The 25,281-nt window shown below is 67.6% G+C and carries 26 protein-coding genes; 13 read left to right on the top strand and 13 right to left on the bottom strand.

What is annotated here, in order from left to right; genetic code table 11:
* Window positions 1-86: 86 nt before the first annotated feature.
* The 7 genes from selB to QO207_RS04515 form a co-directional block, all read right to left on the bottom strand.
* The gene (gene selB, locus QO207_RS04545; protein ID WP_301531378.1) at window positions 87-2,009 is read right to left on the bottom strand and encodes a selenocysteine-specific translation elongation factor; all 1,923 of its coding nucleotides are present in this window, start codon (window positions 2,007-2,009) and stop codon (window positions 87-89) included.
* The gene (gene selA, locus QO207_RS04540) at window positions 2,006-3,412 is read right to left on the bottom strand and encodes an L-seryl-tRNA(Sec) selenium transferase (protein ID WP_301531377.1); all 1,407 of its coding nucleotides are present in this window, start codon (window positions 3,410-3,412) and stop codon (window positions 2,006-2,008) included. Before selA ends, selB begins: the two co-directional genes overlap by 4 nt.
* A 187-nt stretch (window positions 3,413-3,599) precedes the next feature.
* A complete protein-coding gene (gene fdhE, locus QO207_RS04535) occupies window positions 3,600-4,532 on the bottom strand; it encodes a formate dehydrogenase accessory protein FdhE (protein ID WP_301531376.1) in 933 nt (310 codons plus the stop codon).
* 125 nt (window positions 4,533-4,657) lie between these two features.
* Window positions 4,658-5,284, bottom strand: coding sequence for a formate dehydrogenase subunit gamma (locus QO207_RS04530; protein WP_301531375.1), 627 nt, complete (start codon window positions 5,282-5,284; stop codon window positions 4,658-4,660).
* A gap of 84 nt (window positions 5,285-5,368) precedes the next feature.
* Entirely contained in the window at window positions 5,369-6,301 is a 933-nt protein-coding gene (gene fdxH / locus QO207_RS04525; RefSeq protein ID WP_192434313.1) for a formate dehydrogenase subunit beta, read from the bottom strand.
* Window positions 6,302-6,309: 8 nt separating this feature from the next.
* A complete protein-coding gene (fdnG, locus tag QO207_RS04520; protein ID WP_301531374.1) occupies window positions 6,310-9,387 on the bottom strand; it encodes a formate dehydrogenase-N subunit alpha in 3,078 nt (1,025 codons plus the stop codon).
* A 153-nt stretch (window positions 9,388-9,540) separates the two neighbouring features.
* On the bottom strand, window positions 9,541-9,729 hold the full coding sequence (locus QO207_RS04515; protein WP_301531373.1) for a hypothetical protein: 189 nt from the start codon (window positions 9,727-9,729) through the stop codon (window positions 9,541-9,543).
* A gap of 191 nt (window positions 9,730-9,920) precedes the next feature.
* Between QO207_RS04515 and QO207_RS04510 the strand changes: the two genes are divergently transcribed.
* From QO207_RS04510 to QO207_RS04500, 3 genes are all read left to right on the top strand, one after another.
* Window positions 9,921-11,945: an NADPH-dependent 2,4-dienoyl-CoA reductase gene (locus QO207_RS04510; RefSeq protein WP_301531372.1), complete on the top strand. Its 2,025-nt coding sequence runs from the start codon at window positions 9,921-9,923 to the stop codon at window positions 11,943-11,945.
* Window positions 11,946-12,169: 224 nt separating this feature from the next.
* Window positions 12,170-12,448 carry a type II toxin-antitoxin system RelE/ParE family toxin gene (locus QO207_RS04505; RefSeq protein ID WP_301531371.1) on the top strand — a complete coding sequence of 93 codons (279 nt, stop codon included), beginning with the start codon at window positions 12,170-12,172 and terminating at the stop codon, window positions 12,446-12,448.
* Between the two features lie 33 nt (window positions 12,449-12,481).
* Complete coding sequence (locus tag QO207_RS04500) at window positions 12,482-12,769, top strand: HigA family addiction module antitoxin (RefSeq protein WP_301531370.1); 288 nt, start codon at window positions 12,482-12,484, stop codon at window positions 12,767-12,769.
* A gap of 9 nt (window positions 12,770-12,778) precedes the next feature.
* Here QO207_RS04500 and QO207_RS04495 read toward each other — a convergent pair whose 3' ends face one another.
* On the bottom strand, window positions 12,779-13,210 hold the full coding sequence (locus tag QO207_RS04495) for an SRPBCC family protein (protein ID WP_301531369.1): 432 nt from the start codon (window positions 13,208-13,210) through the stop codon (window positions 12,779-12,781).
* Between the two features lie 96 nt (window positions 13,211-13,306).
* On the opposite strand from QO207_RS04495, the gene QO207_RS04490 reads away from it, so the two are divergent.
* From QO207_RS04490 to QO207_RS04460, 7 genes are all read left to right on the top strand, one after another.
* Complete coding sequence (locus QO207_RS04490; RefSeq protein ID WP_081515646.1) at window positions 13,307-13,756, top strand: DMT family transporter; 450 nt, start codon at window positions 13,307-13,309, stop codon at window positions 13,754-13,756.
* Window positions 13,757-13,802: 46 nt separating this feature from the next.
* Window positions 13,803-14,351, top strand: coding sequence for an isopentenyl-diphosphate Delta-isomerase (gene idi, locus QO207_RS04485; RefSeq protein ID WP_301531368.1), 549 nt, complete (start codon window positions 13,803-13,805; stop codon window positions 14,349-14,351).
* Window positions 14,352-14,464: 113 nt separating this feature from the next.
* Window positions 14,465-14,866 (top strand): YkgJ family cysteine cluster protein, encoded by a 402-nt coding sequence (locus tag QO207_RS04480; protein ID WP_081515642.1) that lies wholly within the window; start codon window positions 14,465-14,467, stop codon window positions 14,864-14,866.
* A gap of 65 nt (window positions 14,867-14,931) precedes the next feature.
* Window positions 14,932-16,281, top strand: coding sequence for an MATE family efflux transporter (locus QO207_RS04475; protein ID WP_301531367.1), 1,350 nt, complete (start codon window positions 14,932-14,934; stop codon window positions 16,279-16,281).
* A gap of 17 nt (window positions 16,282-16,298) precedes the next feature.
* Entirely contained in the window at window positions 16,299-17,336 is a 1,038-nt protein-coding gene (locus tag QO207_RS04470; RefSeq protein ID WP_301531366.1) for a sensor domain-containing diguanylate cyclase, read from the top strand.
* Between the two features lie 37 nt (window positions 17,337-17,373).
* Entirely contained in the window at window positions 17,374-17,829 is a 456-nt protein-coding gene (locus QO207_RS04465; RefSeq protein ID WP_301531365.1) for a DUF2214 family protein, read from the top strand.
* Between the two features lie 96 nt (window positions 17,830-17,925).
* Window positions 17,926-18,534, top strand: coding sequence for a hypothetical protein (locus tag QO207_RS04460; RefSeq protein ID WP_301531364.1), 609 nt, complete (start codon window positions 17,926-17,928; stop codon window positions 18,532-18,534).
* A 4-nt stretch (window positions 18,535-18,538) separates the two neighbouring features.
* Here QO207_RS04460 and QO207_RS04455 read toward each other — a convergent pair whose 3' ends face one another.
* Genes QO207_RS04455 through QO207_RS04445 form a run of 3 tightly spaced genes read right to left on the bottom strand, consistent with a single transcriptional unit; the run spans window position 18,539 to window position 20,626 of the window.
* The gene (locus QO207_RS04455) at window positions 18,539-19,384 is read right to left on the bottom strand and encodes an arylamine N-acetyltransferase (RefSeq protein WP_301531363.1); all 846 of its coding nucleotides are present in this window, start codon (window positions 19,382-19,384) and stop codon (window positions 18,539-18,541) included.
* A 22-nt stretch (window positions 19,385-19,406) separates the two neighbouring features.
* Window positions 19,407-19,889 carry a cupin domain-containing protein gene (locus tag QO207_RS04450; RefSeq protein WP_301531362.1) on the bottom strand — a complete coding sequence of 161 codons (483 nt, stop codon included), beginning with the start codon at window positions 19,887-19,889 and terminating at the stop codon, window positions 19,407-19,409.
* On the bottom strand, window positions 19,886-20,626 hold the full coding sequence (locus QO207_RS04445) for an NAD(P)-dependent oxidoreductase (protein WP_301531361.1): 741 nt from the start codon (window positions 20,624-20,626) through the stop codon (window positions 19,886-19,888). The genes QO207_RS04450 and QO207_RS04445 overlap by 4 nt, the downstream gene beginning before the upstream one ends.
* A gap of 183 nt (window positions 20,627-20,809) precedes the next feature.
* Here QO207_RS04445 and QO207_RS04440 point away from each other — a divergent pair, with 183 nt between their 5' ends.
* A complete protein-coding gene (locus tag QO207_RS04440) occupies window positions 20,810-21,370 on the top strand; it encodes an NADPH-dependent FMN reductase (protein WP_301531360.1) in 561 nt (186 codons plus the stop codon).
* Between the two features lie 163 nt (window positions 21,371-21,533).
* Window positions 21,534-22,286, top strand: coding sequence for a hypothetical protein (locus QO207_RS04435; protein ID WP_301531359.1), 753 nt, complete (start codon window positions 21,534-21,536; stop codon window positions 22,284-22,286).
* Window positions 22,287-22,293: 7 nt separating this feature from the next.
* Here QO207_RS04435 and QO207_RS04430 read toward each other — a convergent pair whose 3' ends face one another.
* Both QO207_RS04430 and cbpA read right to left on the bottom strand, forming a co-directional pair.
* Window positions 22,294-22,596, bottom strand: a complete 303-nt coding sequence (locus tag QO207_RS04430) for a chaperone modulator CbpM (RefSeq protein ID WP_225594885.1) — start codon at window positions 22,594-22,596, stop codon at window positions 22,294-22,296.
* A complete protein-coding gene (cbpA, locus tag QO207_RS04425; protein WP_301531358.1) occupies window positions 22,593-23,561 on the bottom strand; it encodes a curved DNA-binding protein in 969 nt (322 codons plus the stop codon). Before cbpA ends, QO207_RS04430 begins: the two co-directional genes overlap by 4 nt.
* Before the next feature lie 263 nt (window positions 23,562-23,824).
* Here cbpA and QO207_RS04420 point away from each other — a divergent pair, with 263 nt between their 5' ends.
* Entirely contained in the window at window positions 23,825-25,255 is a 1,431-nt protein-coding gene (locus QO207_RS04420; protein ID WP_301531357.1) for a PLP-dependent aminotransferase family protein, read from the top strand.
* The last annotated feature ends 26 nt before the right edge of the window (window positions 25,256-25,281 follow it).

The following is a 25,281-nucleotide window of genomic DNA, read 5'->3' as shown; positions in this document are numbered from 1 at the left end:
GGTAATGAAAAGGTATATACCTCGTATACACCCAATCTACTGTAGGCGATTCCCTCTGTGCCGCGAAATCCGCTTCCGACCGAGTGTCAGGAAGCTTCTTCCGGGGGCGCCAGCGCCAACGCCGAATCTTCCCGGATCCGCCGCTCGTTGCCGAAGCGCCGGGTGAAGCCGATGCGGTCGAAGTACTCCAGCAGCTGGATGCAGCGCTTGCGGCCGATGCCGATGCGGTCGCGGAAGGCGGCGGCGCGGATGATGCCGGCTTCGTCGCGCAGGCTCAGTGCGTGGCGGGCGAGTTGGCGCAGGGTGGCCTCGGGGTAGAACAGGTCCTTCACCACCTGGTGCAGTTGCCCGAGGCGGGCGAGTTTGCGCACCAGCAGGCGCACGTCGCCTTCTTCCGCGCCCAGTTCGCGGGCGAGGTCGCGCACCCAGGGTGGATCGAAGGCGCCCGCCAGGAGCAGTGGCCAGAGGCGCTCGCGCAGCTTTTCATCGGCTTCGCCCAGTTGCACGCGGTGGTCCGGCAAATGCAGCCAGGGGCCGCTGCTGTCGATGCGATGGTCTGCCAGCAGGGTTTCCAGCAGGGCGATGAAGATTGGCCGCTCCAGCTGCGGCAGGGCGTAGCGGCGCAGGCGGTCGCGGTCGGGGCCGAGCTCGTCGGGCGCTTCCTCGTGGAAGGATTGCAGCTCGGCCAGCAACTGTTCCTGTAGCGCCGTCCAGCGCTCCGCCGCAAACAGTCGCGGGCCCAGGCGCGTGCTGATCTCGACCAGCTCTGCGGGCAGTTGCCAGCCCTCGCGGGGGCGGTTGAACTGCCGCGCCAGCAGTGCGGGATCAAGGCCATTGCTGGCGTGGGCGAGCAGGGTTGGCAAGGCGCTTTCCAGGCCTTCGCCCTGCAGGGCACGCAGTTGCTCCAGGCGCTCCGGGCTGCGCCGGTTGCGCGCGGGTGCGAAGGGATCGAGCACGCGGCCGCCGCCGAGGGTGCGTTGCGCGGACTGGTCGCGTAGCACCAGGTGGTCGCCATGCACGGCGTGGCTGGGTGCATTCAGCACCAGCTGCGCGAAGGCGCGCTCGCCGGGTTGCAGGCGTTCGCCTTCGAGCAGGGCGACGCGACCGGTGACGTCCTGCGCGCCGAGGTGCACATGCACTGGCGTCCAGTGGGCGAAGGCGCGGGTTTCGCCGGGCAGTAGGTTCAGGTCGATATCGATGCGCGTGGTGGGCGCATGGAGTTCGGCCGCGATCAGCCAGTCGCCCCGGTGAATCTGGTCGAGATTGAGACGTTCGCCGGCGATGTTCAGCGCCACGCGCTGGCCGGCGTGGGCCTGCTGCGCCTCGCGGTTCTGTGCGTGCAGGCCGCGCACGCGAACGCGGCGGCCAGCGTTGCCGAGCAGCAATTCGTCACCGACGTTCACCGTGCCGGCAAAGGCCGTTCCGGTGACGACGACGCCCGTTCCGCTGACGCTGAAGGCGCGGTCAATCGCCAAGCGGAAGCCACCATTGGCAGCCCGCTCGCGGGTTTCGCCAGCCGCGACGGTGAGTGCTTCACGCAACGCATCGATTCCCGCGCCGCTGACGCTGGACACCGGGAAGATCGGAGCATCGGCGAACGGACCGTCGGCCAGCAGTTCACGCACTTCAGCGCTGGCCTGTTCTACCCGCTCGCTCGAAACGCGATCGGCCTTGGTCAGCGCCACGATGGCGCGGCGGATGCCGAGCAACTGGACGATGGCAAGGTGCTCGCGGGTCTGCGGCATCACGCCGTCATCAGCGGCCACGACCAGCAGCACCAGGTCGATGCCGCTGGCGCCGGCGAGCATGTTGTGGACGAAGCGTTCGTGGCCCGGCACGTCGATGAAGCCGGTGAGCGCGCCGTCGCCAAGGTCGGCATAGACGTAGCCGAGGTCGATGGTGATGCCGCGCTCGCGCTCGGCCGGACGGCGGTCGCCTTCTATGCCGGTGAGGGCACGCAGCAGCGAAGTCTTGCCGTGGTCGATGTGGCCGGCGGTTCCGACTATCACGCGTCGCCCTCGGCCAGCAGCGGCAGTTGCGCGACGAAGCCGGGTTCGTCGTCGAGTTGGCGCAGGTCAAGCCAGAGCGCGTCGTCGTCGATGCGACCGAGCACCGGGATCGGCAAGCAGCGCAGGCGTTCTTCCAGGGCCAGCAGCGCGCGGCCACGCTGGCGTTTCGGCTGGTTCGGGCGCAGGCACAACGCGGCGCTGGGCAGGCGCGCAACCGGCTGGGCGCCGCTGCCGATCATGCCCAGGGCGTCCACGGCGCTAACGTTCCAGCTCTCGCCCAGCAGCGTTGCGAGAGCGGGAGCGAGGCGATGGGCCTGGACGCGGATATCGGCCTGCGGGCGGCTGAGCAGGCGCAGGCTGGTGAGACGTTCGGCGAGGCGGTCGGGGTCGCGGTAGAGGTTGAGCACGGCTTCCAGCGCGGCGAGGGTGAGCTTGTCCACGCGCAGGGCGCGCTTCAGCGGGTTCTTCTTGATCCGCCCAATCAGTTCCTTGCTGCCAAGAATCAGCCCGGCCTGCGGGCCGCCGAGCAGCTTGTCGCCGCTGAAGGTGACGATGTCGGCGCCGTCGCGCAGGGCTTCCTGCACCGTTGGTTCCTTGGGCAAGCCCCAGCGGGTGAGGTCGACCAGGGTGCCGCTGCCCAGGTCTTCCAGCAGCGGCAGGCCGTGGGCGTGGGCGATCTGCGCCAGCTGCGGGGTGGCGACGCTGGCGGTGAAGCCCTGCACGCTGTAGTTGCTGGTGTGCACGCGCATCAGCAGGCCGGAGCGCGGGCCGATGACGGCTTCGTAATCCTTGGCGTGGGTGCGGTTGGTGGTGCCGACCTCGACCAGTTTCACGCCGGCGCGGGACATGATGTCGGGGATGCGGAAGGCGCCACCGATCTCGATCAGCTCGCCGCGGGAAATGATGCCTTCCTTGCGCGCGCCCAGGCTGTTGAGTGCCAGCAGCACCGCGGCGGCGTTGTTGTTGACCACGGTGACGGCCTCGGCGCCGGTCAGCTCGCGGATCAGCCCGGTGATGAGGTCGTCGCGGTCGCCACGCTTGCCGGTGGCGAGGTCGAATTCGAGGTTGAGCGGGTAGCGCGCGGCCAGTGTGATCGCTTCGATGGCTTCCTCGGGCAGCAAGGCGCGGCCGAGGTTGGTGTGCAGCACGGTGCCGGTGAGGTTGAACACCCGGCGCACACGGCTGGCGTGGTGCGCGGCGAGGCGCTCGCCCGCGCGGCCGGCCAACACGGACTCTTCCAGCTCGATAGCGGCCAGTTGGCCGTGGCGCGCGGGATCGCGCAGTTCGTCGAGCAGGTCGCGCAGGGTCTTGAGCAGGGCCTCGCGGCCATAGCGTTGCTGCAGCGGCTGGCAGGCCGGGCTGCGCAGCAGGCGGTCGATGGAGGGCAGGCGTACCGAGGTCATGGACGAACCTTCTGCTGGGAACAGTGTGCTGGAGGCGATGGCTGGAGTCAGTGTAGGAGACCAGGGTGGCAGCGGAAGTGCTGCGTTCGTAGGGTGCATAACCGCTTGCGGTTATCCGCCGGCTGCATCGGCGCGAAGCCAACGGCGGATAACGCGTGCCGCGTTATCCGCCCTACGAAGGGCGGGTCTAGCCGCCGCCACCGGGTGCGAGCAGGAGGTTCGGTGCGGTGCGCAGGTAGCCGTCCTCGGCGAGGCGGATGTCCAGCGCGAGGCTGGCCAGGTCGTCCGCCTGGGCCTCGGCGTGCTTGTCGTGCTGCTGGTAGAACTGCTTGAGGTAGGACTGGCAGCCGGGGCAGGTCTCGGCCTTGAGCGGCGCCTGGTCGCTGGCCACGCCCTCGTGCTGCAGCGAGTAGTAGGCCAGGCCCTTGCTCTCGGCACAGTGGCTGCACTTCACGCGCACGTAGTGCCATTCGCAGGAGCACAGCGAGCAGGACAGGTAACGCAGCCCGGCGTGCTTGCCCTGGCTGCGGATCATCCCCGCCACCGGCGGCGCGCCGCAGGCCGGGCAGAGAGTCTGGCTGCCGGTTTCTGCCAGGGTGTCGGCGGGCAGTTGCAGCAGCCACTGGCTGAAGGCGACCTGCAGCACGGCGCCGAGGAAGGGCACCAGCGCCGGCGGCAGCAGATCGAACTGGCCGTTGAGCAGGCCCAGCGCCCAGGCCTTGCGCTGGCCGGAATCGGCGCTGCGCAGGGACTTCAGCGCTTCGACCACGGCGGGATTGGCGGTGAGTTCATAAGCGTCGAGGAAGGCATCCAGCAACGGCAGCCACGCGCCTTCGCGCACCAGCATTTCGTAGGCTAGCGGCGGAATGTGGTGCTCGCGGCTGCGGGCCAGCGCGGCGGCGTCCGGCGTGGGCAGGAACAGCTTTTGGTCGAGCAGCGACTGCTGTGTTTCGCAGACGCCAGCGATCAGTTCGAGGTAGCCCTGCAGGGGATTGCCCGGTGCCAGTTCACGCAGGCGCGCGGCGCGGCGGGAGAACAGATCGGGGGACGGCAGGTTGAACAGCGGGGGGATGTTGGCGGCAGCTTCAATCTGCCCGGGTTCGAGAATTCGGCCTGACACGCAGGACTCCTTGTTGATGGAGGTTCGGGGCCTTGAGAGCCCCTCACCCTAGCCCTCTCCCGGAGGGAGAGGGGACTGTCCGTGCCGGCTGGCAGGTCAGTGCCAGCCGGCGATTACGTCGGGCGTCAGTGCCCCTTGCCCTTGTCCACGTCCTTCAGCCAGGCGGCATGGTGCTTGCGCGCCCAGCCGCGGCTGACCCAGCCGTAGAGCATGGCGCCCATCGAGCCCTTCACCCAGATGCCGGCGTAGATGTGCACCAGAATGCTGCAGATGAGCACGAAGGCGGCGAAGGCATGCAGCAGCGAGGCGATGCGGATGATGTCGATGCCGAAGAAGTGGCTGAAGTACGCACGCCACATCACGAAACCGGTCACCAGCAGTACCAGCATGCACAGCAGCAGGGTCCAGAACAGCAGCTTCTGGCCGGCGTTGTAGCGGCCGACTTCCGGGAGGTTTTCCTCGCGGTTGGTGACCACGTCTTTCCATTGTTTGAGCCACTGCACGTCGCGCTTTTCCACCAGGTTGTGGTGGGCGAAGCGGATCACCAGGCCGAGGAAGAACAGGAACATCGCCACCCCGAGGAAGGGGTGCAATACGCGCGTCCACGGCCCGCCGCCGAACAGGTTGGCCAGCCAGAACATGGCCGGGTGGAACAGCGCCAGCCCCGAGAGGCCGGCGAGGAAGAACAGAATGGCCACCATCCAGTGGTTGCTCCGTTCGTTGGCGTTGTAACGCTGGATATCTTTTTTCATGTCGTCGGGCTCCTGGGAGAGCTTGCGAGCGCCCTCTCCCCAGCCCTCTCCCTGAAGGGAGAGGGGGCAGTTCGGCGTGTGGGCTCAGCGTGGAGTACGCGGATCATAGTCATGCACCGAAGGGTCGACCTTGTGCACCGGCGCCTGCGGGTCGGGCCCGTCTTCCTCGTCCTCTTCGACCCGGTTGGGGCCGATGCGGGTGTAGTGGAAGAACCCGGCCAGCACCACGCCCGCCATGGCCAGCAGGCCCAGCGGTTTGGTGAGACCTTTCCACAGGCTGACCATCGGGCTGATGGCCGGCTTGTCGGGCAGGCCGGCGTACAGCGAGGGCTGGTCGTTGTGGTGCAGCACGTACATGACGTGCGTGCCGCCCACGCCTTGGGGGTCATACAGGCCGGCGTTCTCGAAGCCGCGGGACTTCAGGTCTTCGATGCGCTCGGCAGCGTGCTCCTTCATGTCTTCCTTGGTGCCGAAGACGATGGCGCCGGTCGGGCAGGTCTTCACGCAGGCCGGTTCCATGCCCACCGCCACGCGGTCGGAACACAGGGTGCACTTGTATGCCTTGTGGTCCTTCTGCGAGATGCGCGGGATGTTGAACGGGCAGCCGGTGATGCAGTAGCCGCAGCCGATGCAGTGGTCCTGGTTGAAGTCGACGATGCCGTTGGCGTACTTCACGATCGCGCCGGGGCTCGGGCAGGCCTTCAGGCAACCCGGTTCCTCGCAGTGCATGCAGCCGTCCTTGCGGATCAGCCACTCCAGGTTGCCGGCCGGGTTCTCATGCTCGGTGAAGCGCATGACCGTCCAGGACTGGTCCGTGAGGTCGATGGGGTTGTCGTAGGTGCCGTGGTTGTGGCCCACCTCGTCGCGCAGCTCGTTCCACTCCGAGCAGGCGACCTGGCAGGCCTTGCAGCCGATGCACTTGGACACGTCGATCAGCTTGGCCACTTCCTGCTCGTGCCGCACCGAGGGGGACGGCAAGGTCGTGGCGGAGCGGGCGTAGATGTCTTGACTACTCATGCTTCACCTCACGCCTTTTCCACGTTGACGAGGAAGGACTTGAACTCCGGCGTCTGCGTATTCCCGTCGCCCACGAAGGGGGTCAGGGTGTTGGTCAGGTAGCCGTTGCGCGCCACACCCGAGAAGCCCCAGTGCAAGGGGATGCCCACGTGGTGCACGGTCTGGCCGTTGACCTGTAGCGGCCGGATGCGCTTGGTCACCACCGCCACCGCCTTGATGAAGCCGCGGTTGGAGGAAACCTTCACGCGGTCGCCGGCCTTGATGCCGAGTTCCTTCGCCAGTGCCTCGCCGATCTCGACGAACTGTTCCGGCTGGACGATGGCATTCAGACGGCAATGCTTGGTCCAGAAGTGGAAGTGCTCGGTGAGCCGGTAGGTGGTGGCGGCGTAGGGGAACTCCTTCGCCGTGCCGAACAGCTCCATGTCGTTCTTGAACACCCGCGCCGCCGGGCTGCTGATCGCCTGCGGGTTCTTGTGCAGCGGGTTGACGCCGATCGGCGTCTCGAACGGCTCGTAGTGCTCGGGGAACGGACCCTCGGCCATCTTGTCGACGGCGAAGAAACGCGCCACGCCTTCGGGGTTCATGATGAACGGGTTCATCCCCGCTTCCGGCGGTACATCGGCCTTGTAGTCGGGCACGTCGGTGCCGCCCCAGGCCTTGCCGTTCCACCACACCAGGCGCTTCTTCACCGGGTCCCACGGCTTGCCGCTGACGTCGGAGGAGGCACGGTTGTAGAGGATGCGCCGGTTGGCCGGCCAGGCCCAGGCCCAGCCGAGGGTCTGGCCCATGGCGTAGGGGTCGCTGTTGTCGCGGCGGGCCATCTGGTTGCCCATCTGCGTCCAGGAACCGGCAAAGATCCAGCAGCCGCTGGCGGTGCTTCCGTCGTCGCGCAGCAGCGCGAAAGCCGGAAGCTGCTCGCCGGCTTTCGCCAGGACCATGCCGTTGTTCGGGTCGACGAGATCGGCCAGTGCCTTGCCGTTGTACTCCTTGGCCACCTCTTCCGGAGTCGGTTCGTCCGGCCGCAGGTACGGCCAGTCGAGCCCCAGGATCGGGTCGGGGAAGGCGCCGCCATCCTTGCGATAGGCCGCCTGCAGGCGATGCAGCAGGCCGCTCATGATGGCGATGTCGGTACGCGCTTCACCCGGCGGCTCAGCGCCCTTCCAGTGCCACTGCAGCCAGCGCCCGGAGTTGACGATGGAGCCGTCTTCCTCGGCGAAGCAGCTGGTGGGCAGGCGGAACACCGTGGTCTGGATGGCCTGGGTGTCGACGTCGTTGTGCTCGCCGGCATTGCGCCAGAACTCGGAGGTCTCGGTGGCCAGCGGGTCCATCACCACCATCCACTTCAGCTTGGACAGCGCAGCGCTGACCTTGGCCTTGTTGGGGAAGGAGGCGATGGGGTTGAAGCCCTGGCAGAAGTAACCGTTGACCTTGCCCTGGTACATCATGTCGAAGTAGCGCAGCACGTCGTAGCCGGCGCCGGGCATGTCGAGTTTCGGCAGCCAGTCGTAGCACCAGTTGTTGTCCTTGGTGGCGGCCTTGCCGAACCAGGACTTCATCAGGCTGACGTGGAACTTGGGATAATTCTGCCAGTAGGACAACTGCCCAGGGCGCAACGGTTTGCTGGTGCGCTTGGTGATGTAGGCGTTGTAGTCCTGCTCCGCATCCATGCCCAGGGTCAGGTAGCCGGGCAGCGAGTTGGACAGCAGCCCCAGGTCGGTCAGGCCCTGGATGTTGGAGTGCCCGCGCAGCGCGTTCATGCCACCGCCGGGCATGCCGATGTTGCCCAGCAGCAGCTGGACCATCGCGCCGGTGCGGATCATCTGCGCGCCCACCGAGTGCTGGGTCCAGCCCAGGGCGTACATGATGGTCATGACCTTGGTCGGCGCCGCGGTGGTGGAAATCTCTTCCCACACCTTGAGCATCATGTCCTTGGGTGTGCCACAGATGTTGCTCACCACGTCCGGCGTATAGCGGCTGTAGTGCTGCTTCATCAGGTTGAACACGCAGCGCGGGTGCGTCAGGGTCGGGTCGACCTTGGCGAAACCGTCCTCGCCCAGCTCGTACTGCCAGGAGGATTTGTCCGGATAGGTGCGCTTCTCCGCGTCGTAGCCGTTGAACAGGCCGTCGTCGAAGCCGAAGCCTTCCTTCACGATGAAGGAGACGTCGGTGTAGTTGTGCACGTATTCCTTCTGGTACTTGTCGTTTTCCAGCAGGTAGTTGATCAGACCGCCGAGGAAGGCGATGTCCGTGCCGGTGCGGATGGGCGCGTAGTAGTCGGCCACCGAAGCGGAACGGGTGAACCTGGGGTCGACCACCAGCAGGCGCGCCTTGTTGTGCGCCTTGGCTTCGGTCACCCACTTGAAGCCGCACGGGTGCGCTTCAGCGGCGTTTCCGCCCATGATCAGAATCAGATCGGCATTCTTGATGTCGGTCCAATGGTTGGTCATGGCTCCACGGCCAAACGTCGGGGCAAGACTTGCCACCGTCGGGCCGTGTCAGACACGCGCTTGGTTGTCGAACGCCAGTACGCCTAAGGAACGCACCACCTTGTGGGTGATGTAGCCGGCTTCGTTGGAAGACGCCGACGCGGCCAGGAAGCCGGTGGTCAGCCAGCGGTTCACCGTCTGGCCCTGGGCGTTCTTCTCGATGAAGTTGGCGTCGCGGTCTTCCTTCACCAGCTTGGCGATGCGATCGAGCGCTTCGTCCCAGCCGATGCGCTTCCACTCGGAAGAGCCCGCTTCGCGAATCTGCGGGTACTTCAGGCGGTTCGGGCTGTGGACGAAGTCCAGCAGGCCGGCGCCTTTGGGGCAGAGCGTGCCGCGGTTGACCGGGTGATCGGAATCACCCTCGATGTGGATGATGTTCTGCGCGACGTTCTTTGCCGCATCACCCTGGCTGTACAGCAGGATGCCGCAACCTACCGAGCAGTACGGGCAGGTGTTGCGGGTCTCGACGGTGCGCGCAAGCTTGAAATGGCGGATCTGGTCGGCGAATGCATCCGGGGGTGCCATCCCGAGTGCCGCCAGGCTCGATCCTCCAAGGCCCACGGCGCAGACCTTGAAAAATTGCCGACGGTTCATATCCATCGTGCGTCTCCTGATCAGGCAGCGTACGTCCGGTGCATGGCCGGACCCTTGCTGCTTAAAAGATAGCCAAGCGGGCGCGATGCGCCAGCTTTGAGCGGGGCAGACCATGCACGCGGGGGATCAGCGGCGCATTGACGCGCGTCAGTCCGTCACTCAGAACAGACTGCCGAGTACCCCTAAATGGGCAATGGGAGGGTAGGCGCAGGAGATACTGTCGCCGTCGGGTCGGCAGGAAGATTGCTGTCGATCCGGCTGGAGGGTTTCGTGCAGCCCGAGCAGGGCCACGCCGATGAGGGCAGCGAGCAGGTAATGGCGCGCGTGTCTTCTTCTTATCGCTTTCATGACGACCTCCGTCACTTCAGCCTGCGAACGGGGCCTGGTGGCCCTGCCATAGGTTTCAGTCTGGAACCTGTGGCCAGCCTGTCAACCGAAGCGCTTGACCGAAATGCCCGAACGGCACGGCAGCCGGGCCGTTAACCGGCACCTGTCCGGCCCAGTAGGGTGGCAGGACCTGATTGCCCAAGAGCGCCTCCATGTCGTCTGCCGCCTCGCCCTACCCTCACCTGCTCGCCCCGCTCGACCTGGGCGCCATCCAGCTGCGCAACCGCGTGGTGATGGGCTCGATGCACACCGGGCTGGAAGACCGCCTGTGGGACTTCGGCAAGCTCGCCGCCTACTACCGTGAACGGGCGCGCGGCGGCGTCGGGCTGATCATCACCGGCGGCTTTGCGCCGAACCGCGAAGGCTGGCTGCTGCCGCTGGGCAGCAGCCTCACCAGCGGACTGCAAGTGCCGGCGCACCGGCGCCTGACCCAGGCGGTGCACCGCGAGGGCGGGCGCATTCTGCTGCAGATTCTCCACGCCGGGCGCTACGGCTATCACCCGCTGGTGGTCTCGGCCTCGCCGGTGAAGTCGCCGATCAGCTGGTTCGCCCCGCGCGAGCTGTCCGAGCGCGGCATCCTGCGCACCATCGCCGCCTTCGTGCGCTGCGCGAAGCTCGCCCACGCCGCCGGCTACGACGGTGTGGAAGTCATGGGCAGCGAAGGCTACCTGCTGAACCAGTTCCTCTGCCCGCGCACCAATCAGCGCGAAGACCGCTGGGGCGGCGACCTGGGCAACCGCATGCGCCTGCCGCTGGAGATCGTCCGCCGCATCCGCCGCGCGCTGGGCGAGCGCTTCGTCATCAGCTACCGCCTGTCGCTGCTGGACCTGGTGGAAGGCGGCAACAGCTGGGACGAGGTGCGCACCGTTGCGCGAGCCCTGGAAGGCGCTGGCATCGACCTGCTCAATACCGGCGTCGGCTGGCACGAATCGCGGGTGCCGACCATCGTCACCTCGGTGCCGCGCGCGGCCTTTGCCGAAGTCACCGCGCGCCTGCGCCGCGAACTGCGCGTGCCGGTGATCGCCAGCAACCGCATCAACACGCCGGAAGTCGCCGAGCAGCTTCTCGCCGCGGGCCACGCCGACCTGGTGTCCATGGCCCGACCGCTGCTGGCCGATCCGCAATTCGTGGAAAAGGCCGCAGCTGGCCGTGCGGAGTCGATCAACACCTGCATCGCCTGCAACCAGGCCTGCCTCGACCACGCCTTCGCCAACCGCCGCGCCAGCTGCCTGGTCAACCCGCGGGCGGCCTTCGAGACCGAACTGCGCTACCGCAAGGCACGAGTGCACAAGCGCATCGCGGTGATCGGCGCAGGGCCGGCCGGGCTGTCCGCTGCCTGCGTCGCCGCCGAGCGTGGCCACCGGGTGACGCTGTTCGAGGCCGCCGCGGAGATCGGCGGGCAGTTCAACCTGGCCAAGCGCGTGCCGGGCAAGGAGGAATTCCACGAAACCCTGCGCTACTTCGCCGTGCGCCTGGGCGAGCTGGGCGTCGAGGTGCAACTGGGCCGGCGCATCCAGCGTGGCGAACTGAGCGGCGAGTACGACGAGGTGATAGTCGCCACCGGCATCCAGCCGCGCACGCCGTCGATTGCGGGCATCGGCCACACCAAGGTGCTCAGCTATCTCGATGTGCTGCGCGGCGCAGCCGTGGGCGAGAAGGTCGCGCTGATCGGCGCCGGCGGCATCGGCTTCGACGTCGCCAGCTTCCTGCTGACCGAGCGCGACGGGCCACAACCGCTGGGCGAATGGCTCGGCCAGTGGGGCATCGACCTGGACAATGCCACGGGTGGCGGACTGATCCCGCCGGTCGCCGCAGCGCCCGGCCGGCAGCTCTGGCTGCTGCAACGCAAGGTCGGCCAACCCGGCGCCGGGCTGGGCAAGACCAGCGGCTGGGTGCACCGCGCGCACCTCAAGCACCACGGCGTGCGCATGCTCGGCGGCGTGGAGTACCTGCGCATCGACGATGACGGCCTGCACCTGCGCATCGACGACCAGGTGCAATGCCTGGCGGTGGACAACGTGGTGATCTGCGCCGGCCAGGAGCCGCTGCTGGAACTGCAACCAACGCTGGCGGCGCAGAGCCTGCGCTACCACGTCATCGGCGGCGCCAGCGTAGCGCGGGAACTGGACGCCAAGCGGGCGATCCGCGAGGGTGCGGAGCTGGCGGCGCGGCTGTAACGACGTTATCCATGATGCTCAGGCGTGGCCGGGAGCCCATCGCGGACGAAGTCCGCTCCTACGTCAGGTTCAACATGGGGGTAGGAGCGGATTCATCCGCGATCGCTTGAAGCAGCGCTGGAATCCCAACTTGGGGGCACTCCTACAATTGAGCCCCGTGCACAGAGCCTTCTGACAAGCGTCTCAGCTTGGGCGACTGTAATCTGTTAGATTACAGTCCGGCGATGATCAGAAGCTTCCGCCACAAGGGGCTACGTGCCCTTTATCAGCTGGGCGATCCGCGCGGAGTCAGGGCCGATCACGTGCCCAGGCTCAAGCGCATCCTTGCCGCACTGGAAAGCGCCAACGGTCCCAGGGACATGGACCTGCCCGGTTACCGCCTGCACGGGTTGAAGGGCTCGCTGTCCGGCTACTGGTCCGTCAGCGTCTCAGGCAACTGGCGAGTGATCTTCCGCTTCGTCGACAGCGACGTGGAACTTCTGGATTATCTCGATTACCACTGATGGCTCGATTGCCACCGACCGGAGGAGCAAAGCATGGCGATGCACAACCCGCCCCACCCCGGCGAAATCCTCCTTGAGGATGTATTGCCGGAACTACGCCTCTCCGTCACCGCGCTGGCGGCCCATCTCGGAGTAAGTCGCCCTCACCTGTCCAGGGTGCTTCACGGCCGCGCACCTATCAGCGCTGACCTGGCCTGGCGCCTGGAACAGGCCGGCCTGGGCACGGCCCGTCACTGGCTGGCAATGCAGGCGGCCTATGACCTCTGGCAGGTCAGCCAGCAGGCCCACCCGCCGATTGCCCGCCTGCAGGCCGTGGCGTAACTCACTCGATCACCCCTCCAGCAACACCTTGATTGCCTGCAGGTCACGTTCCACCCACTGCGCATCGCGCTCGAAGGTGGCGTCGTCCATCTGCGGCTGGCGCAGCAGGGTGAGTTGCAGCTCGCAGCCGTCGCCATTGGCGACCAGTCGCAGCGGGATGTGGATCGCTGGCGCCTGCTCGGGTAGTACGTCGTGGTCGAGTACGCCAAACGCGTTGCGCGGCGAGAAGCGCACGCGCAGCGGTCCCTGGGGCGTCTGCGCCAGCCAGAGGTCGCCTTCCAGTGGCGCGATGGCGCTGCACAGCCCGGACGCCCAGTAGGGGAAGTTCTGCGGGTCGGCGAGGAACTCGTAGGCGGTCTCCCGAGGCCGCTCGATACGCACGCTGAGGACGCGGGAAACGCGGGTGACCATGATCGATGCCTCCATCGGCGCGGGAGTCATGCTCCGCTCTGGTGCATACTACGCGGCTAACTATTCTCGATCGACCGCAGGCCAGCCCTTCGCTGCCCTGCCTTCTGACCATTTCCGGAGTTTCCCATGCCTACGCCACCCTGGTGGTTGTTCGTCCTGCCGCTGATCGCCGGCGCCTGCCTGCCACTGCAGGCCGGCATCAACGGCCAACTGGCCAAGCAGGTATCCAGCGTGCTGGCCGCCGCGCTGATTTCCTTCTTCGTCGGCATGCTCGGCCTGCTCGCGCTGACCCTGGCCAACCGCGAATTCCCCAGCCTCGCGGCGATGCGCGGGATGCCCTGGTGGCAGTGGTGCGGCGGCTTCCTGGGGATGTTCTTCATCTTCATCGCCGCCTTCGCCGCGCCCCGCGTCGGTGCGCTGATGTTCATGGTGCTGGTGCTCGCCGGCCAGCTGGGCATGGCGCTGGCGCTGGACCACTTCGGCTGGGCCGGCTTCAAGGAAGCACCGGTGAGCACGCTGAAGATCGCCGGCATGGCCGCCATCGCCGTCGGCATCTGGATGATCCGCAAGGGCTGAACGCCGCCGGTTACACTGGGACAGTGACGACCGGCAGGAGATTTCCATGAGCGATATCCAGGTGATCCTGGTCGACGAGCACGACAACCCGACCGGCACGATGGAGAAGCACGCCGCCCATCACCAGGGCCTGCGCCACCGCGCCATCTCGGTCTACCTGTTCAACCGCGCCGGCGAACTGCTGCTGCAACGCCGCGCAGCGGGCAAGTACCACTGCGGCGGGCTGTGGAGCAACACCTGCTGCGGCCACCCCTATCCGGACGAATCCGCGCTGCACGCCGCCGAGCGCCGGCTGCGCGAGGAGATGGGTGTACAGGTCGAGCTGCACAAGCTGTTCGAATTCAACTACCGCCTGGACCTGGCCAACGGCATGACCGAGCACGAGTACGGCCACCTGTTCGGCGCCATCGACGAGCAGCCGCCGCACCCCGATCCGCAGGAAGCCGACGACTTCCGCTACATCGCCCTGCCGGAGCTGGAAGCGGAAATGGCCGCGCACCCGGAGCGCTTCACGCCCTGGTTCCTCGTCTGCTACCCGAGCTTCCGGGACTACCTGAGCGACCACGGCGGTCTGCAGGCGCTCGCCGCACACTGAACCTCGGCGCTCCAGTTCGTCGGCTCCCCGCCCAAGGCTCGCGAAAGCCCGCGCAATTCTGCGCGCCGGCCACTATGATGCGCGCCTTCGCGCCACCGCACCGAACTGCCGCCATGAGAAAACCACCGCTGATTGCCAACGCCGAACTGGACCGCCTGGAAACCTGGGCGAAGTACACCTCGGGCCTGTGCAAGGACTGCAACGCCACCTGCTGCACCATGCCGGCGGAAGTGAACGTCAACGACCTGATCCGCATCGGCGTGGTCGACGAGTTCGAGCGCGACGAGCCGGCGAAGAACATCGCCAAGCGCCTGCTCAAGGAAGGCGTCGTCGAGCGCTTCAACCAGAAGAGCGGCATCTTCACCCTGACCCGCACCAGCAACGGCGACTGCTACTTCCTCGACCGCAAGACGCGCCTGTGCAGCGTCTACGCCAAGCGCCCGGACACCTGCCGCAACCACCCGCAGGTCGGCCCGCGCCCCGGCTACTGCGCCTACCGCAAGAAGACCGCCTGATCACGGCTGGCTGAAAGCACGGGGCTCCCGGCTCGCTATACTGCGCGCCAGCTCAGGAGCCCTTCATGAATTCCCTGCTCGAAGCCTGGCGGCACTCGCCAACCCACCGTCGTGTCTGGGCGCTCGCCGCGCCGATGATCCTTTCCAACGTCTCCGTGCCGCTGGTCACCCTGGTGGACAGCGCGGTGATCGGCCACCTGCCGCACGCGCACCAGTTGGGCGCCGTGGCAGTCGGCGGCGGCCTCTACACCTTGCTGGTCGGCGTACTGGGCTTCCTGCGCATGGGCACCACCGGCTTCGCCGCCCAGGCTGCCGGGCGTGAGGATGGCGGCGCGCTGCGGCGGATTCTCGGCCAGGGCCTGCTGCTGGCTCTCGGCCTGGCCCTGCTGCTCAGCCTGCTGGCGGTGCCGCTGACCGGACCGGCGCTTGCACTGATGCGCCCGTCCCCCGAGCTGGATGTGCTGGCCCGCGAGTTCTTCCACATCCGCCTGTTCGGCCTGCCGGCAGCCTTGGCCACCTACGCGCTGGTCGGCTGGTTCCTCGGTACGCAGAACGCCCGTGCACCGCTGGCGATCCTGCTGACCACCAACCTCATCAACATCGTGCTCAGCCTGTGGTTCGTGCTGGGCCTGGGCTGGGGCGTAGCCGGCGCGGCGAAGGCCGCGGTGACTGCCGAATGGGGCGGTGCGCTGCTCGGCCTGGCGCTGACCCGTGGCGCGCTGTTGCGCTTCCCCGGCCTGCCGGACTGGTCGCGTCTGCGCGCCTGGGCCAGCTGGCGGCCATTGCTGATGGTCAACCGCGACATCTTCATCCGCAGCCTGGCGCTGCAGGGCGTGTTTTTCCTGCTCACGGTGCAGGGCACGCGCCTGGGCGACGCCACCGTGGCGGCCAACGCACTGCTGCTCAACGGCCTGATGGTCACCGCCTACGCCCTCGACGGACTCGCCCACGCGGTGGAGGCGCTGTGCGGCCATGCCATCGGCGGCCGCGACCGCACCGCACTGCGCCGCTCGCTGGTGGTCGCCTGCGGCTGGTCGCTGATTGCCAGCCTGCTGTTCGTCGCCTTCTTCACTTTCTTCGGGCACCTGTTCATCGCACTGCAGAGCGACATCCCGGAAGTGCGCGCCACCGCCGACCAGTACCTGCCCTACCTCGCCTGCCTGCCGCTGATCGGCATGTGGAGCTACCTGCTCGACGGCCTGTTCATCGGCGCCACCCGCGCCCGCGAGATGCGCAACGCCATGCTGCTGGCCTGCGCCGCCGCCCTGCCGCTGGGTTTCGCACTGCAGGGCTTGGGAAATCACGGTTTATGGCTAACCTTCCTATGCTTCATGTTGCTGCGCGCGCTGGTCCTCGCCGGCTACGCGTGGAAGCTGACACGCCAAGACGCCTGGCAGGCTCCTGCCAGCCCCTGACCTGTTGAGGAGACGCCATGCCGGCTTGTCCCATTCCCGTTGACGAATCCCTGCGTCAGCAGACCCTGGATGAGATGAACCTGCTCGACACCCCGGCCGAGCACTACCTGGATACCCTCGTCCAACTGACCCAGGACCTGGTGAAGGTCGATACCGTGCTGATCAGCCTGATCGACCAGGATCGGCAATGGTTCAAGGCCCGCGTTGGCCTCGACGCCAGCGAGACGCAGCGCGACGTGTCCTTCTGCGGCTATGCCATTCTCGGCGAGGACACCCTGCTGGTGCCCGACGCCACCCTCGACCAGCGCTTCGCCGACAACCCGCTGGTGCTCGGCCCGCCCCACATCCGCTTCTACGCCGGGCGCCCGCTGCGTGCCGGTAACGGCCAAGCCATCGGCACACTGTGCATGGTCGATCCCCGGCCACGGATCATGACCGAGGAGCAGCAGGCCAACTTCCGTGACCTCGCCACCCTTGCCGAGGGCTACCTGCAACTGCGCACGCTGATCCAGAGCAACCGCGACCTGCGCGTGGAGATGGACCGCGAGCAGCGCAAGGCCCTGCTCGACCCGCTGACCCAACTGTGGAACCGTGGCGGCCTGCTCACCTTCCAGGACCGCGAATGCCGCCTGGCGCGGGAGAACCACGTGCAACTGGGCGTGCTCTACGCCGACCTCGACTACTTCAAGGCGATCAACGACAAGCACGGCCACGCCGCCGGCGACCTGGTGCTCTGCGAATGCGCCCGCCGCCTGCGCGCTGCGCTGCGGCCGGACGACCTGCTGGTGCGCCAGGGTGGCGAGGAGTTCGTCGCCCTCCTCAAGGTGAAGGATGGCGATGAGTTGCAGCGCGTGGCCGAGCGCGTGCGCGAGCTGATCGGCCAGGACCCGGTGCAGCTTCCTGGCGGGCCTCTGCCGGTCAGCCTGAGCATCGGCTGCACCCTGCTGGCCGGCGAGGAACATGTCGACCGAGCACTGGAACGCGCCGACGGCGCGCTCTACAGTGCCAAGCAGGCCGGGCGCAACCGGGTGAGTTTCAGCGCGCCGCCGGCCTGAGCCTGATCCGAAAAAGGCCCCAGCAGAGGACCCACTCATGGCCCAAGCCATCGCCGCGTACCTGCACTACCTGTCGATCTTCATGCTGTTCGCCCTGCTGGTGCTGGAGCACCAGTTGTTCCGCCTGCCGCTGGACCTGTCGCGGGCTCGCAGCCTGGTCATCGTCGACCTGGCCTACGGCGCCTGCGCCGGCCTGGTGCTGCTGACCGGCGCGGCGCGCGTCGTCTGGTTCGCCAAGGGCGCCGACTACTACCTGCACAACAGCCTCTTCCACGCCAAGATCGGCCTGTTCGTACTGGTGGCACTGCTGTCGATCCTGCCGACCATGACCTTCCTCAACTGGCGCAACGACCTGAAGGCCGGGCGCGTGCCGACACCCAGCGAGGGCCAGGCGAAGCGGGTGATCATGGTTATCCGCGTGGAGCTGCTGGCACTGCTGATCCTGCCGCTGCTGGCGACCCTGATGGCGCGCGGCTTCGGGATGATTGGCTGAGGCGCATTCCTACAAGTAGACGGGAAGAGCCCGATTCAGGCGCCCTGCTGATCGGCGGATGCTTCTGCGCAGTTTCGACTGCCGCAGGACCGCCCCATGCTTTCGCGCCCCCTCTACCGACTTCTTCCCCTCCTGGCGGCTGCTGCCCTGACCGGCTGCGCGAGCAACGACTTCACCCTTGAAGCCGACCTGCCCGGCAACGTGTCGCTGAATGGCGACGCTCACTATTCCTGGGCCAACCCTACCTGTGGCAGCGGCACAGCGGACATCCCCACGCGACGCATCGGTGAGTCCGCCGGACATAACGAGCGGCCCCGCCGCGTAACCTTCCAGGTGCCCGTCGCCATGCTCGACAAGGGTTGCGAGCTGATGCTCGATCGCGTGGTATTCAGCCTCGCCGACAGTCCGGCGCCAGCCACCGGGAAGCACGTTCAGGTAGCCGAGCTGGCGGTCCGCCGGCAAGAAGACAGCGGCTCGGCGGGTATGCCGAAGAGTGGCTTGCGGATCTTCGATATCCGCTGCCGCTGGCCGATCGCCGCCGGTGGCGAGCCGGACAACGCGCAGTGCCACGCCGTCGACGCTGCGGGCAATTGGGCTGGCGCCAGCCCCGGTGGCGCCCTGCGGATCGACGAGCTGCGCGGCAACACCGTGCGCCTGACCATCGCGCTGGACCTCGCCCCGCCGGCCGTCATCGCCGGCCAGTAGGCATTTACGGCGCTGGCTGCAGCAGCTGCTCCAGCCGCTGCCGCAGGGCCGGTACGTCCGCCGCTTCCGCTTGCAGTCGGAAACGCTCGCGCAGCACGCCCAACAGCTCATCGACGCTACGGATACTGCGCTGTTCGACCACCCCGTCCGCGCTGCGCCGGCTGAACTGCCCATTGAGCAGCGACAGGCGCGCACCCTCCTCGCTCAACGCCACGCGCAGGGAGTTGCGGAACACGCTCTGCGGGAAGGTCGAGGTGTACCAGTTGCGCATGCCGTAGTCCGCCCAGTGCTGCGGCTCCAGGGTGAAGCGATAGAGCGTCTGCCAGCCGGAGGCCGAGCGCGTCGCCATCTCCAGCTCGCCGTCGGTCACGCTACTGATGCGCCAGCCTCCGGGCAGTTCCTCATCCAGGCGCAACGGCAAGGCACGGGGTGAGGCCGGGCCGCCGAAGCCGACGTCGACCAGACAGGCGCCCTGCGGCAGGTCGACCCGCAGCAGCAGGTGCGTCTGCGGGGTCAGCGGCGCGTCGGCCGGCAAGCCCCAGCGCACCCGCGCCACCAGCAGCGTCACGCGGTAATCCAGGCTGCTCAGCAGGCGCGCGAACAGGCTGTTCAGCTCGAAGCAGTAGCCGCCGCGCCGACCCTCGACGACCTTGGCGAACACCGCCTCCGGTTCGATCCGGATCGGCTTGCCCAGCAGCACGTCGAGGTTCTCGAAGGGCAAATGGTGCAGCGCCGCGACGATCAGCCGGTCGAGGTTTTCCAGCGTCGGCGCCGGGCGCTCCGGCGGCAGGCCGAGCCGTTCCAGGGTCGCCTTGAGCTGGGCTGGATCGAACGGGGTGAGCGGGGTCATGCGAGTCTCCTTTCGCGGTCTTTCAGTGGTTCGGTTCGGGGATGACCAGCGGGCCGCAGCCTTCATCGCTGACAATCACCGCCAGCAGCTGCGCTGGGGTGCTGGCGCTGGGGTTCTCGGCGAACAGGTGCAGCTCGCCGCTGGGCTCGAACCAGGTTTCACCGGCGTGGTAAGTCTGCGCCGGCAGGCCCTGCATCTGCGAGCGCACCTGGCCAGCAAGGACGATGGCGGTGACCGCGCCGGGATGGCGGTGCGCCGGAGTGAAGCCGCCCGGCGGGAAGTCCACCCGCAGCGTGGTGACCACCTTGCCGGGCACGTCCGCCAAGGGCTCGCAGGACAGCCGCGACACCTGGGTCGCCGGGCGAGCGCTGGCCGAGTGCTGGGCGTGCCCTTCGGCCAGTTGCACCTGCGGCCGCGACCAGGGCTGCCAGAGCAACGCAGCAGCCGAGAGGGTCGCCAGCAGGGCCACGACCGCGCGCGAGTCGAGTGCGCTGGCGAGGTTCATGCCGGGACTCCCGGCAGGTGATAGCCCGGCTGCCAGCCGAGGCGGTGACGGGCCTTGGCCGAGCTGACCTCGATGTCCTGCTCGGCGATGTTGTAGGCCCCCCGCGCGCCCCACTCCAGCGCCAACAAGGCCGCGCGGGCAGCATCGTCAACGTGCACGGCCAGGCGCGGGTCGGCCAGCTCGCTGCCGGTTCCCGGCCCGTAGAGACGGCCGTAGCGCAGCACGATGCCCTCCAGCGGCTCGGCGCCGAGCACGGCGGATTCCAGCGCCACCACACCGCCCACGCTGATGGCGCGCGGCCCTTCGGCGTCGAGGTCGAGCGGTTGCTCCTCATGCAGCGGCAGCTCGCCGGGGCGGTAGGCCCAGGCGATGCTCTGCGCCACCAGGCGCTCGGCACCGGCGGCGCTCGCGGCGGCCACCAGGTTGGCGGTGCCTTCGCGGCGCAGGCGGGCATTGCGCGGTTGCGCCGCCGGCATCTGCGCCGGGTCCAGGCCCGCCGGCAGGTCGGTCAGCTGGTGGATCACCCAGCGTGGCCGGAAGGCCAGCATCGCCTCGCGCAAGCCTTGCGCATCGAACACATCCAGCACCAGCGCCCGTGCGCCAGCAGCCTCCAGCCGTGCGGCACGCTCCGCCGAGCGACTGATCGCCAGCACCTCGTAGCCGCGCTCCAGCAACAGCGGCAACAGGCGCTGGCCGATGGCGCCACTGGCGCCGGCGAAGAAGACTTTCATGCACATGGGAACCTCGGACGGACGATGGGGACATGGACGCAATCTAGGCGTGCAATGACCTACCCCACAGAGCCAAGATCGGATCGAATGACTGGGACATGGTTGGCGTCCTTTGACCCATGTCCCCCTATTGTCACCGTCATCGTCTATAACAAACGGCTCAACATCACCCTTTTCCGAGGAGTCGCCATGAGCCAAGTCTTCGATGTTGCCGTTGTCGTCGGCAGCCTGCGCAAGGAATCCCTGAACCGCAAGATTGCCAAGGCTTTCGCCGACCTGGCACCGGCCAACCTGAAGCTGGAAATCGTCGAAATCGGCGACCTGCCGCTATATAGCGAGGACATCGATGCCGGCAATCCGCCGGCCAGCTACCAGGCCTTCCGCTCCCGCCTGCAGCGCGCCGACGCGGTGCTCTTCGTCACCCCGGAATACAACCGATCGGTGCCCGGCGTACTGAAGAACGCCATCGACGTCGGCTCGCGCCCCTATGGCCAGAGCTCCTGGAACGGCAAGCCATGCGCCGTGGTCAGCGCATCGCCGGGCGCCATCGGCGGCTTCGGCGCCAACCACCACCTGCGCCAGTCGCTGGTATTCCTCAACATGCCGGTCCTGCAGCAGCCCGAGGCCTACCTGGGCGGCGCCGGTGGCTTCTTCGACGAAGCCGGCAAGCTGTCGGAAAAGACCCAGCCGTTCCTGAAGAGCATCATCGACGCCTTCTCCGCCTGGATCGTGCAGAACCAGCCGCGCTGATCCGCAACCAGGCGCCGGCCCGTGTCGGCGTCTGGCTCTTCCCCGCCAATCTGTCTAATCCGTCGCAAGCTGCCGCGCAGGCCCGGAACCTGCGTCGATCCGACTGGTTCGGGCTCGCCTCGCGCGCCATGGTTCAAGACCGCTCGCCGCGTCCGGTCCGACCATGCTCCCGCGCCAACTCGCCCTTTGCCTCTGCAGCCTTGTCCTGCTCGCCGCCTGTACCTCACCGCCGGTGAAGAAAGACGTGCAAGGCGATGCCTTTTCCGGCGGCCAGATGCTGCAGAACGACGCCAACCGCGCCGCCAACCTGGCCATGCGGGACAACCTGGAAAGCCTTTCGACGCTGCTGGACAAGCTCTACAAGCGCAACCCGCGGGAATGGAAGAAGACCGGCGCCGATACCCTGGAGCACGCGCGGCAGAAGGTCATGGACGCCATTACCGAGGAGCGGCCGCTACCCGGCCTGGGCGGCAGGAAATCCATCGAGGCGATGTCCCTCGCCTTTGCCGCGGACTACAACGGCGACCGCGCCGGTGCGCTGATCTACGGGATCGGCAGCATGCTCTATGAGCTCTACGGCGGCACCGACACCCAGCACCTGCTCAGCGGGCTGAACTCGCAAAAGACCGCCAACGCCGCCTGGAACATCGAGGTGGCTGCCTGGCTGCTCGCCAGCCGCACCGACGGACAGGGGCAGCCCCTGCTGCTGTCCAACGAGCTCAGCGCGGCGGGGCGCAACCTGTCCTTCGAGCGAGAGTTCGGCCGCATGATCGGCCGCCTGGAGCTGCTGGCGCAGATGTCCAACGAAAGCCTGCGCCGAGCCGGCATCAACTACGTACAGGGCATCCTCGCAGCGCCCATCCTCGGCCTGGTGCAGTTCATCCCGCTGGACCAGGCCGCCGCCGCCATTCAGTGAAGCCTGGCTAATCCTCCAGCAAACGCGCCAGGCGCTGGCGCAGATAGCGGTTCTCCGCGCGCAACTCGTCCACCTCGTCCAGCAGGCGCAGCGCCAGAGCGATGCCCGGCCAGTCCAGCTCGAACTCGCGACGCAGGCGCACCGCGCGACGCACCACGCTGACCGCCTGGTAATCGAAGACCCAATGCCCGGCGCGCTGTTCGCGGGGCTCCACGATGCCCACCTCGACGATCTCGACGAGCACGTCGCGGGGGAGGTTCACCGACTGGCAGAGCTCGTCGAGGTCCACCACCATCACTGTCGTCGTCATGCGCGTTTACCCCAATCGGCACGGGGGTCGAAGGCCGCCTTGGCAGCCAGTTCTTCCCAGAGTTTGCGGGTCGCTTCGTCCGCCGTCTTCGGCATCACTACCTTGAGCACCGCATAGAGATCGCCGGCGGCGGCCTCGCCCTTGTTCGGCAGGCCCTTGCCCTTGATGCGCAGGCGCTGGCCGGCCTGGCTGTTGGCAGGGATGCCGAGGTTGATCCGGCCACTCAGGGTGGGCACTTCCACCTTGGCGCCGAGCGCGGCCTCCCAGGGCGCCACCGGCACGGTGACGATCAGGTCGCGACCATCGACGTCGAACAACGGGTGCGGCACCAGGCGGATAGCCAGGTACAGGTCGCCCGCCGGCCCGCCGTTGATGCCCGGCGCGCCCTGCCCCTTGAGGCGGATGCGTTCGCCGTCGGCGGTGCCCACGGGAATCTTCACGTTCAGCGTCTTGTTCTGCGGCGGCAGCTTGCGGCCGTACTCATCAAAGCTGGGCAGGCTGAAGCTGATCGGCCGGCTGTCGCCGGAGAGGCTCTCTTCGAGGAACAGCGGGACTTCCATCTCCACATCCTGGCCACGGTGGGCCTGCGGCTGGCGCGCACCGCCGAAACCACCGTGGGAGCCACCGGCACGGGCGCCGAAGATCTGCTCGAAGAAGTCGCTGAAGTCCTGCTCATGCCCCGGCGACGGTCCGTCGAAACCACCGCGAGGCTGCCAGCCGGGCGGCGCCTCGAACTGCGGGCCCTGGGCGCCGTACTTGCGCAGTTCATCGTACTCGGCGCGCTTTTCCGGGCTCTTCAGCACTTCGTAGGCTTCGGAGACTTCCTTGAAGTGCGTCTCGGCATCCGGCTCCTTGCTGACGTCCGGGTGGTACTTGCGCGCGAGCTTGCGGTAGGCGGTCTTGATCGCCTTCTCGTCGGCCTCGGGTTCGACCCCGAGCGCGGCGTAATAGTCCTTGAATTCCATCGGTAGCGGTCACTCCTCACATGCGTTGGACCTGTCGGCGCCTGGGACACGGGGGATTCGCGCGGGCAGCCGGAGCCGCTGCGCGCACTGCGAGGCGAACAGGTGGAAAAAGCGGGTTGTGCAAACACAGATGGAGTCGCATCGCCCGCTTTTCAACACTGCCTGCAAGCCTAGACGCTGATCCTGCATCGGGGCTGGCGGGACGACTTGATGCCGGTCATGGCATAGTCATCCACCTCACCTCTTCACAGAACGCCAAGGCCATGACTGCGCCCATCGACGCGTTGCGCCAACCACTGGACCCGAGCCACGAGCTGCCGATCTACCGCCAGCTGTACGAGCGCTTCCGCGACGCGATCAGCCGTGGCGCCTTGCGGCCGGGCGAACGCGTGCCGCCGGTGCGCGGACTGGCCGGCGAGCTGGGCGTGGCACGCGGCACTGTGGAGCTGGCCTACCAGTTGCTGACCAGCGAGGGTTACCTGCTGGCACGCGGGCCGGCGGGGACCGTGGTATCGCCGCAACTGGCCGGGCGCGCCAGCGCTGCGCCGGCTTTGCGGGTGGCCCCGGCAACGGTGGAGCGCAGCCTGCCCGGCCTGATCGCCCACGGCCCGACCCTGCGGCCGTTCCAGCTCGGCGTGCCGGCCCTGGACGCCTTCCCCCGCGCACTCTGGGCGCGCCTGTGTGCGCGGCGTGTGCGCCAGCAGAGCGCGGCGATGCTGGCCTATCCGGAACCCTGCGGTTACGGCCCGCTGCGCGAAGCCGTCGCCGGCTACCTGGGGATTTCCCGCGGCATCGTCTGCGACCCCGCGCAGGTGTTCATCTGCGCCGGCTACCAGGGCGCGCTGGACCTGATCAGCCGTACCCTGCTCGAACCCGGCCAGCGCTTCTGGCACGAAGACCCCGGCTACCCGCGCGGCCGCGAGCTGTTGCGTCGCGCTGGTGGAATACCGGTGCCAGTCGCGGTGGACGCCGATGGCCTGCGCGTGGAGGACGGCATTGCCCGCGCGCCCGATGCACGCTTCGCCCTGGTCACCCCATCGCAGCAGAGCCCTACTGGAGTCGCGCTCAGCCTGCCGCGCCGCCTGGCCCTGCTGGACTGGGCGGCCAGCGGCGGCGCCTGGATAGTCGAGGACGACTACGACAGCGAGTATCGCTACGCCGGCTTCCCATTGCCGGCACTGAAGAGCCTCGACCGCGCCGGCCGCGTGCTCTACACCGGCACCTTCAGCAAGGTGCTCTACCCGGCCCTGCGCCTGGGCTATCTGGTCGTCCCGGCGCAGCTGGTGGAGGACTTCGTGCGCACCCAGCAGGTATTCCCTTCCGGTTGTGCGGAGCTGCTGCAGGCGACCCTGTGCGACTTCATGCAGGAGGGTCATTTCGCCCGCCACCTCAAGCGCACCCGCACGCTGTACGCCCAGCGCCGCCAGTGGCTGCGCAGCGCACTGCAAGCGCGTGTCGGCGAACACCTGCGTTTCGCCGATACGCCCGGCGGGCTGCATCTGCTTGGCACGCTGCGCCAGGACGACCTGGCCGTCGCCCGCCGAGCCCACGCCGAAGGCCTCGGCCTGCAGGCGCTGAACGCCTGGTGCGTGGAGGCACGACGGGAGCCGGCACTGCTCATGAGCTTCACCAACGTCACCGACGAAGACCTCGCCGGGCGCCTGGCAGAGCGACTGGCGCCTCTGCTGGGCTGACCCCCGGGGAGGGTTTTCGTTTGGCG

It is taken from the genome of Pseudomonas sp. CAN1, from assembly GCF_030462585.1.
Taxonomy (GTDB): Bacteria; Pseudomonadota; Gammaproteobacteria; order Pseudomonadales; family Pseudomonadaceae; genus Pseudomonas.
Note: the sequence above shows the minus strand (reverse complement) of the source record. Positions and strands in the feature narration are given on the sequence as shown.

Bases quoted from the DNA above. Each gene is read 5' to 3' on its own strand.
- selA (WP_301531377.1), bottom strand. From the start codon at position 3,412: ATGACCTCGGTACGCCTGCCCTCCATCGACCGCCTGCTGCGCAGCCCG.
- QO207_RS04530 (WP_301531375.1), bottom strand. From the start codon at position 5,284: ATGAAAAAAGATATCCAGCGTTACAACGCCAACGAACGGAGCAACCAC.
- fdxH (WP_192434313.1), bottom strand. From the start codon at position 6,301: ATGAGTAGTCAAGACATCTACGCCCGCTCCGCCACGACCTTGCCGTCC.
- QO207_RS04515 (WP_301531373.1), bottom strand. From the start codon at position 9,729: ATGAAAGCGATAAGAAGAAGACACGCGCGCCATTACCTGCTCGCTGCC.
- QO207_RS04510 (WP_301531372.1), top strand. From the start codon at position 9,921: ATGTCGTCTGCCGCCTCGCCCTACCCTCACCTGCTCGCCCCGCTCGAC.
- QO207_RS04505 (WP_301531371.1), top strand. From the start codon at position 12,170: ATGATCAGAAGCTTCCGCCACAAGGGGCTACGTGCCCTTTATCAGCTG.
- QO207_RS04500 (WP_301531370.1), top strand. From the start codon at position 12,482: ATGGCGATGCACAACCCGCCCCACCCCGGCGAAATCCTCCTTGAGGAT.
- QO207_RS04495 (WP_301531369.1), bottom strand. From the start codon at position 13,210: ATGACTCCCGCGCCGATGGAGGCATCGATCATGGTCACCCGCGTTTCC.
- QO207_RS04490 (WP_081515646.1), top strand. From the start codon at position 13,307: ATGCCTACGCCACCCTGGTGGTTGTTCGTCCTGCCGCTGATCGCCGGC.
- idi (WP_301531368.1), top strand. From the start codon at position 13,803: ATGAGCGATATCCAGGTGATCCTGGTCGACGAGCACGACAACCCGACC.
- QO207_RS04480 (WP_081515642.1), top strand. From the start codon at position 14,465: ATGAGAAAACCACCGCTGATTGCCAACGCCGAACTGGACCGCCTGGAA.
- QO207_RS04475 (WP_301531367.1), top strand. From the start codon at position 14,932: ATGAATTCCCTGCTCGAAGCCTGGCGGCACTCGCCAACCCACCGTCGT.
- QO207_RS04470 (WP_301531366.1), top strand. From the start codon at position 16,299: ATGCCGGCTTGTCCCATTCCCGTTGACGAATCCCTGCGTCAGCAGACC.
- QO207_RS04465 (WP_301531365.1), top strand. From the start codon at position 17,374: ATGGCCCAAGCCATCGCCGCGTACCTGCACTACCTGTCGATCTTCATG.
- QO207_RS04460 (WP_301531364.1), top strand. From the start codon at position 17,926: ATGCTTTCGCGCCCCCTCTACCGACTTCTTCCCCTCCTGGCGGCTGCT.
- QO207_RS04455 (WP_301531363.1), bottom strand. From the start codon at position 19,384: ATGACCCCGCTCACCCCGTTCGATCCAGCCCAGCTCAAGGCGACCCTG.
- QO207_RS04450 (WP_301531362.1), bottom strand. From the start codon at position 19,889: ATGAACCTCGCCAGCGCACTCGACTCGCGCGCGGTCGTGGCCCTGCTG.
- QO207_RS04445 (WP_301531361.1), bottom strand. From the start codon at position 20,626: ATGTGCATGAAAGTCTTCTTCGCCGGCGCCAGTGGCGCCATCGGCCAG.
- QO207_RS04440 (WP_301531360.1), top strand. From the start codon at position 20,810: ATGAGCCAAGTCTTCGATGTTGCCGTTGTCGTCGGCAGCCTGCGCAAG.
- QO207_RS04435 (WP_301531359.1), top strand. From the start codon at position 21,534: ATGCTCCCGCGCCAACTCGCCCTTTGCCTCTGCAGCCTTGTCCTGCTC.
- QO207_RS04430 (WP_225594885.1), bottom strand. From the start codon at position 22,596: ATGACGACGACAGTGATGGTGGTGGACCTCGACGAGCTCTGCCAGTCG.
- cbpA (WP_301531358.1), bottom strand. From the start codon at position 23,561: ATGGAATTCAAGGACTATTACGCCGCGCTCGGGGTCGAACCCGAGGCC.
- QO207_RS04420 (WP_301531357.1), top strand. From the start codon at position 23,825: ATGACTGCGCCCATCGACGCGTTGCGCCAACCACTGGACCCGAGCCAC.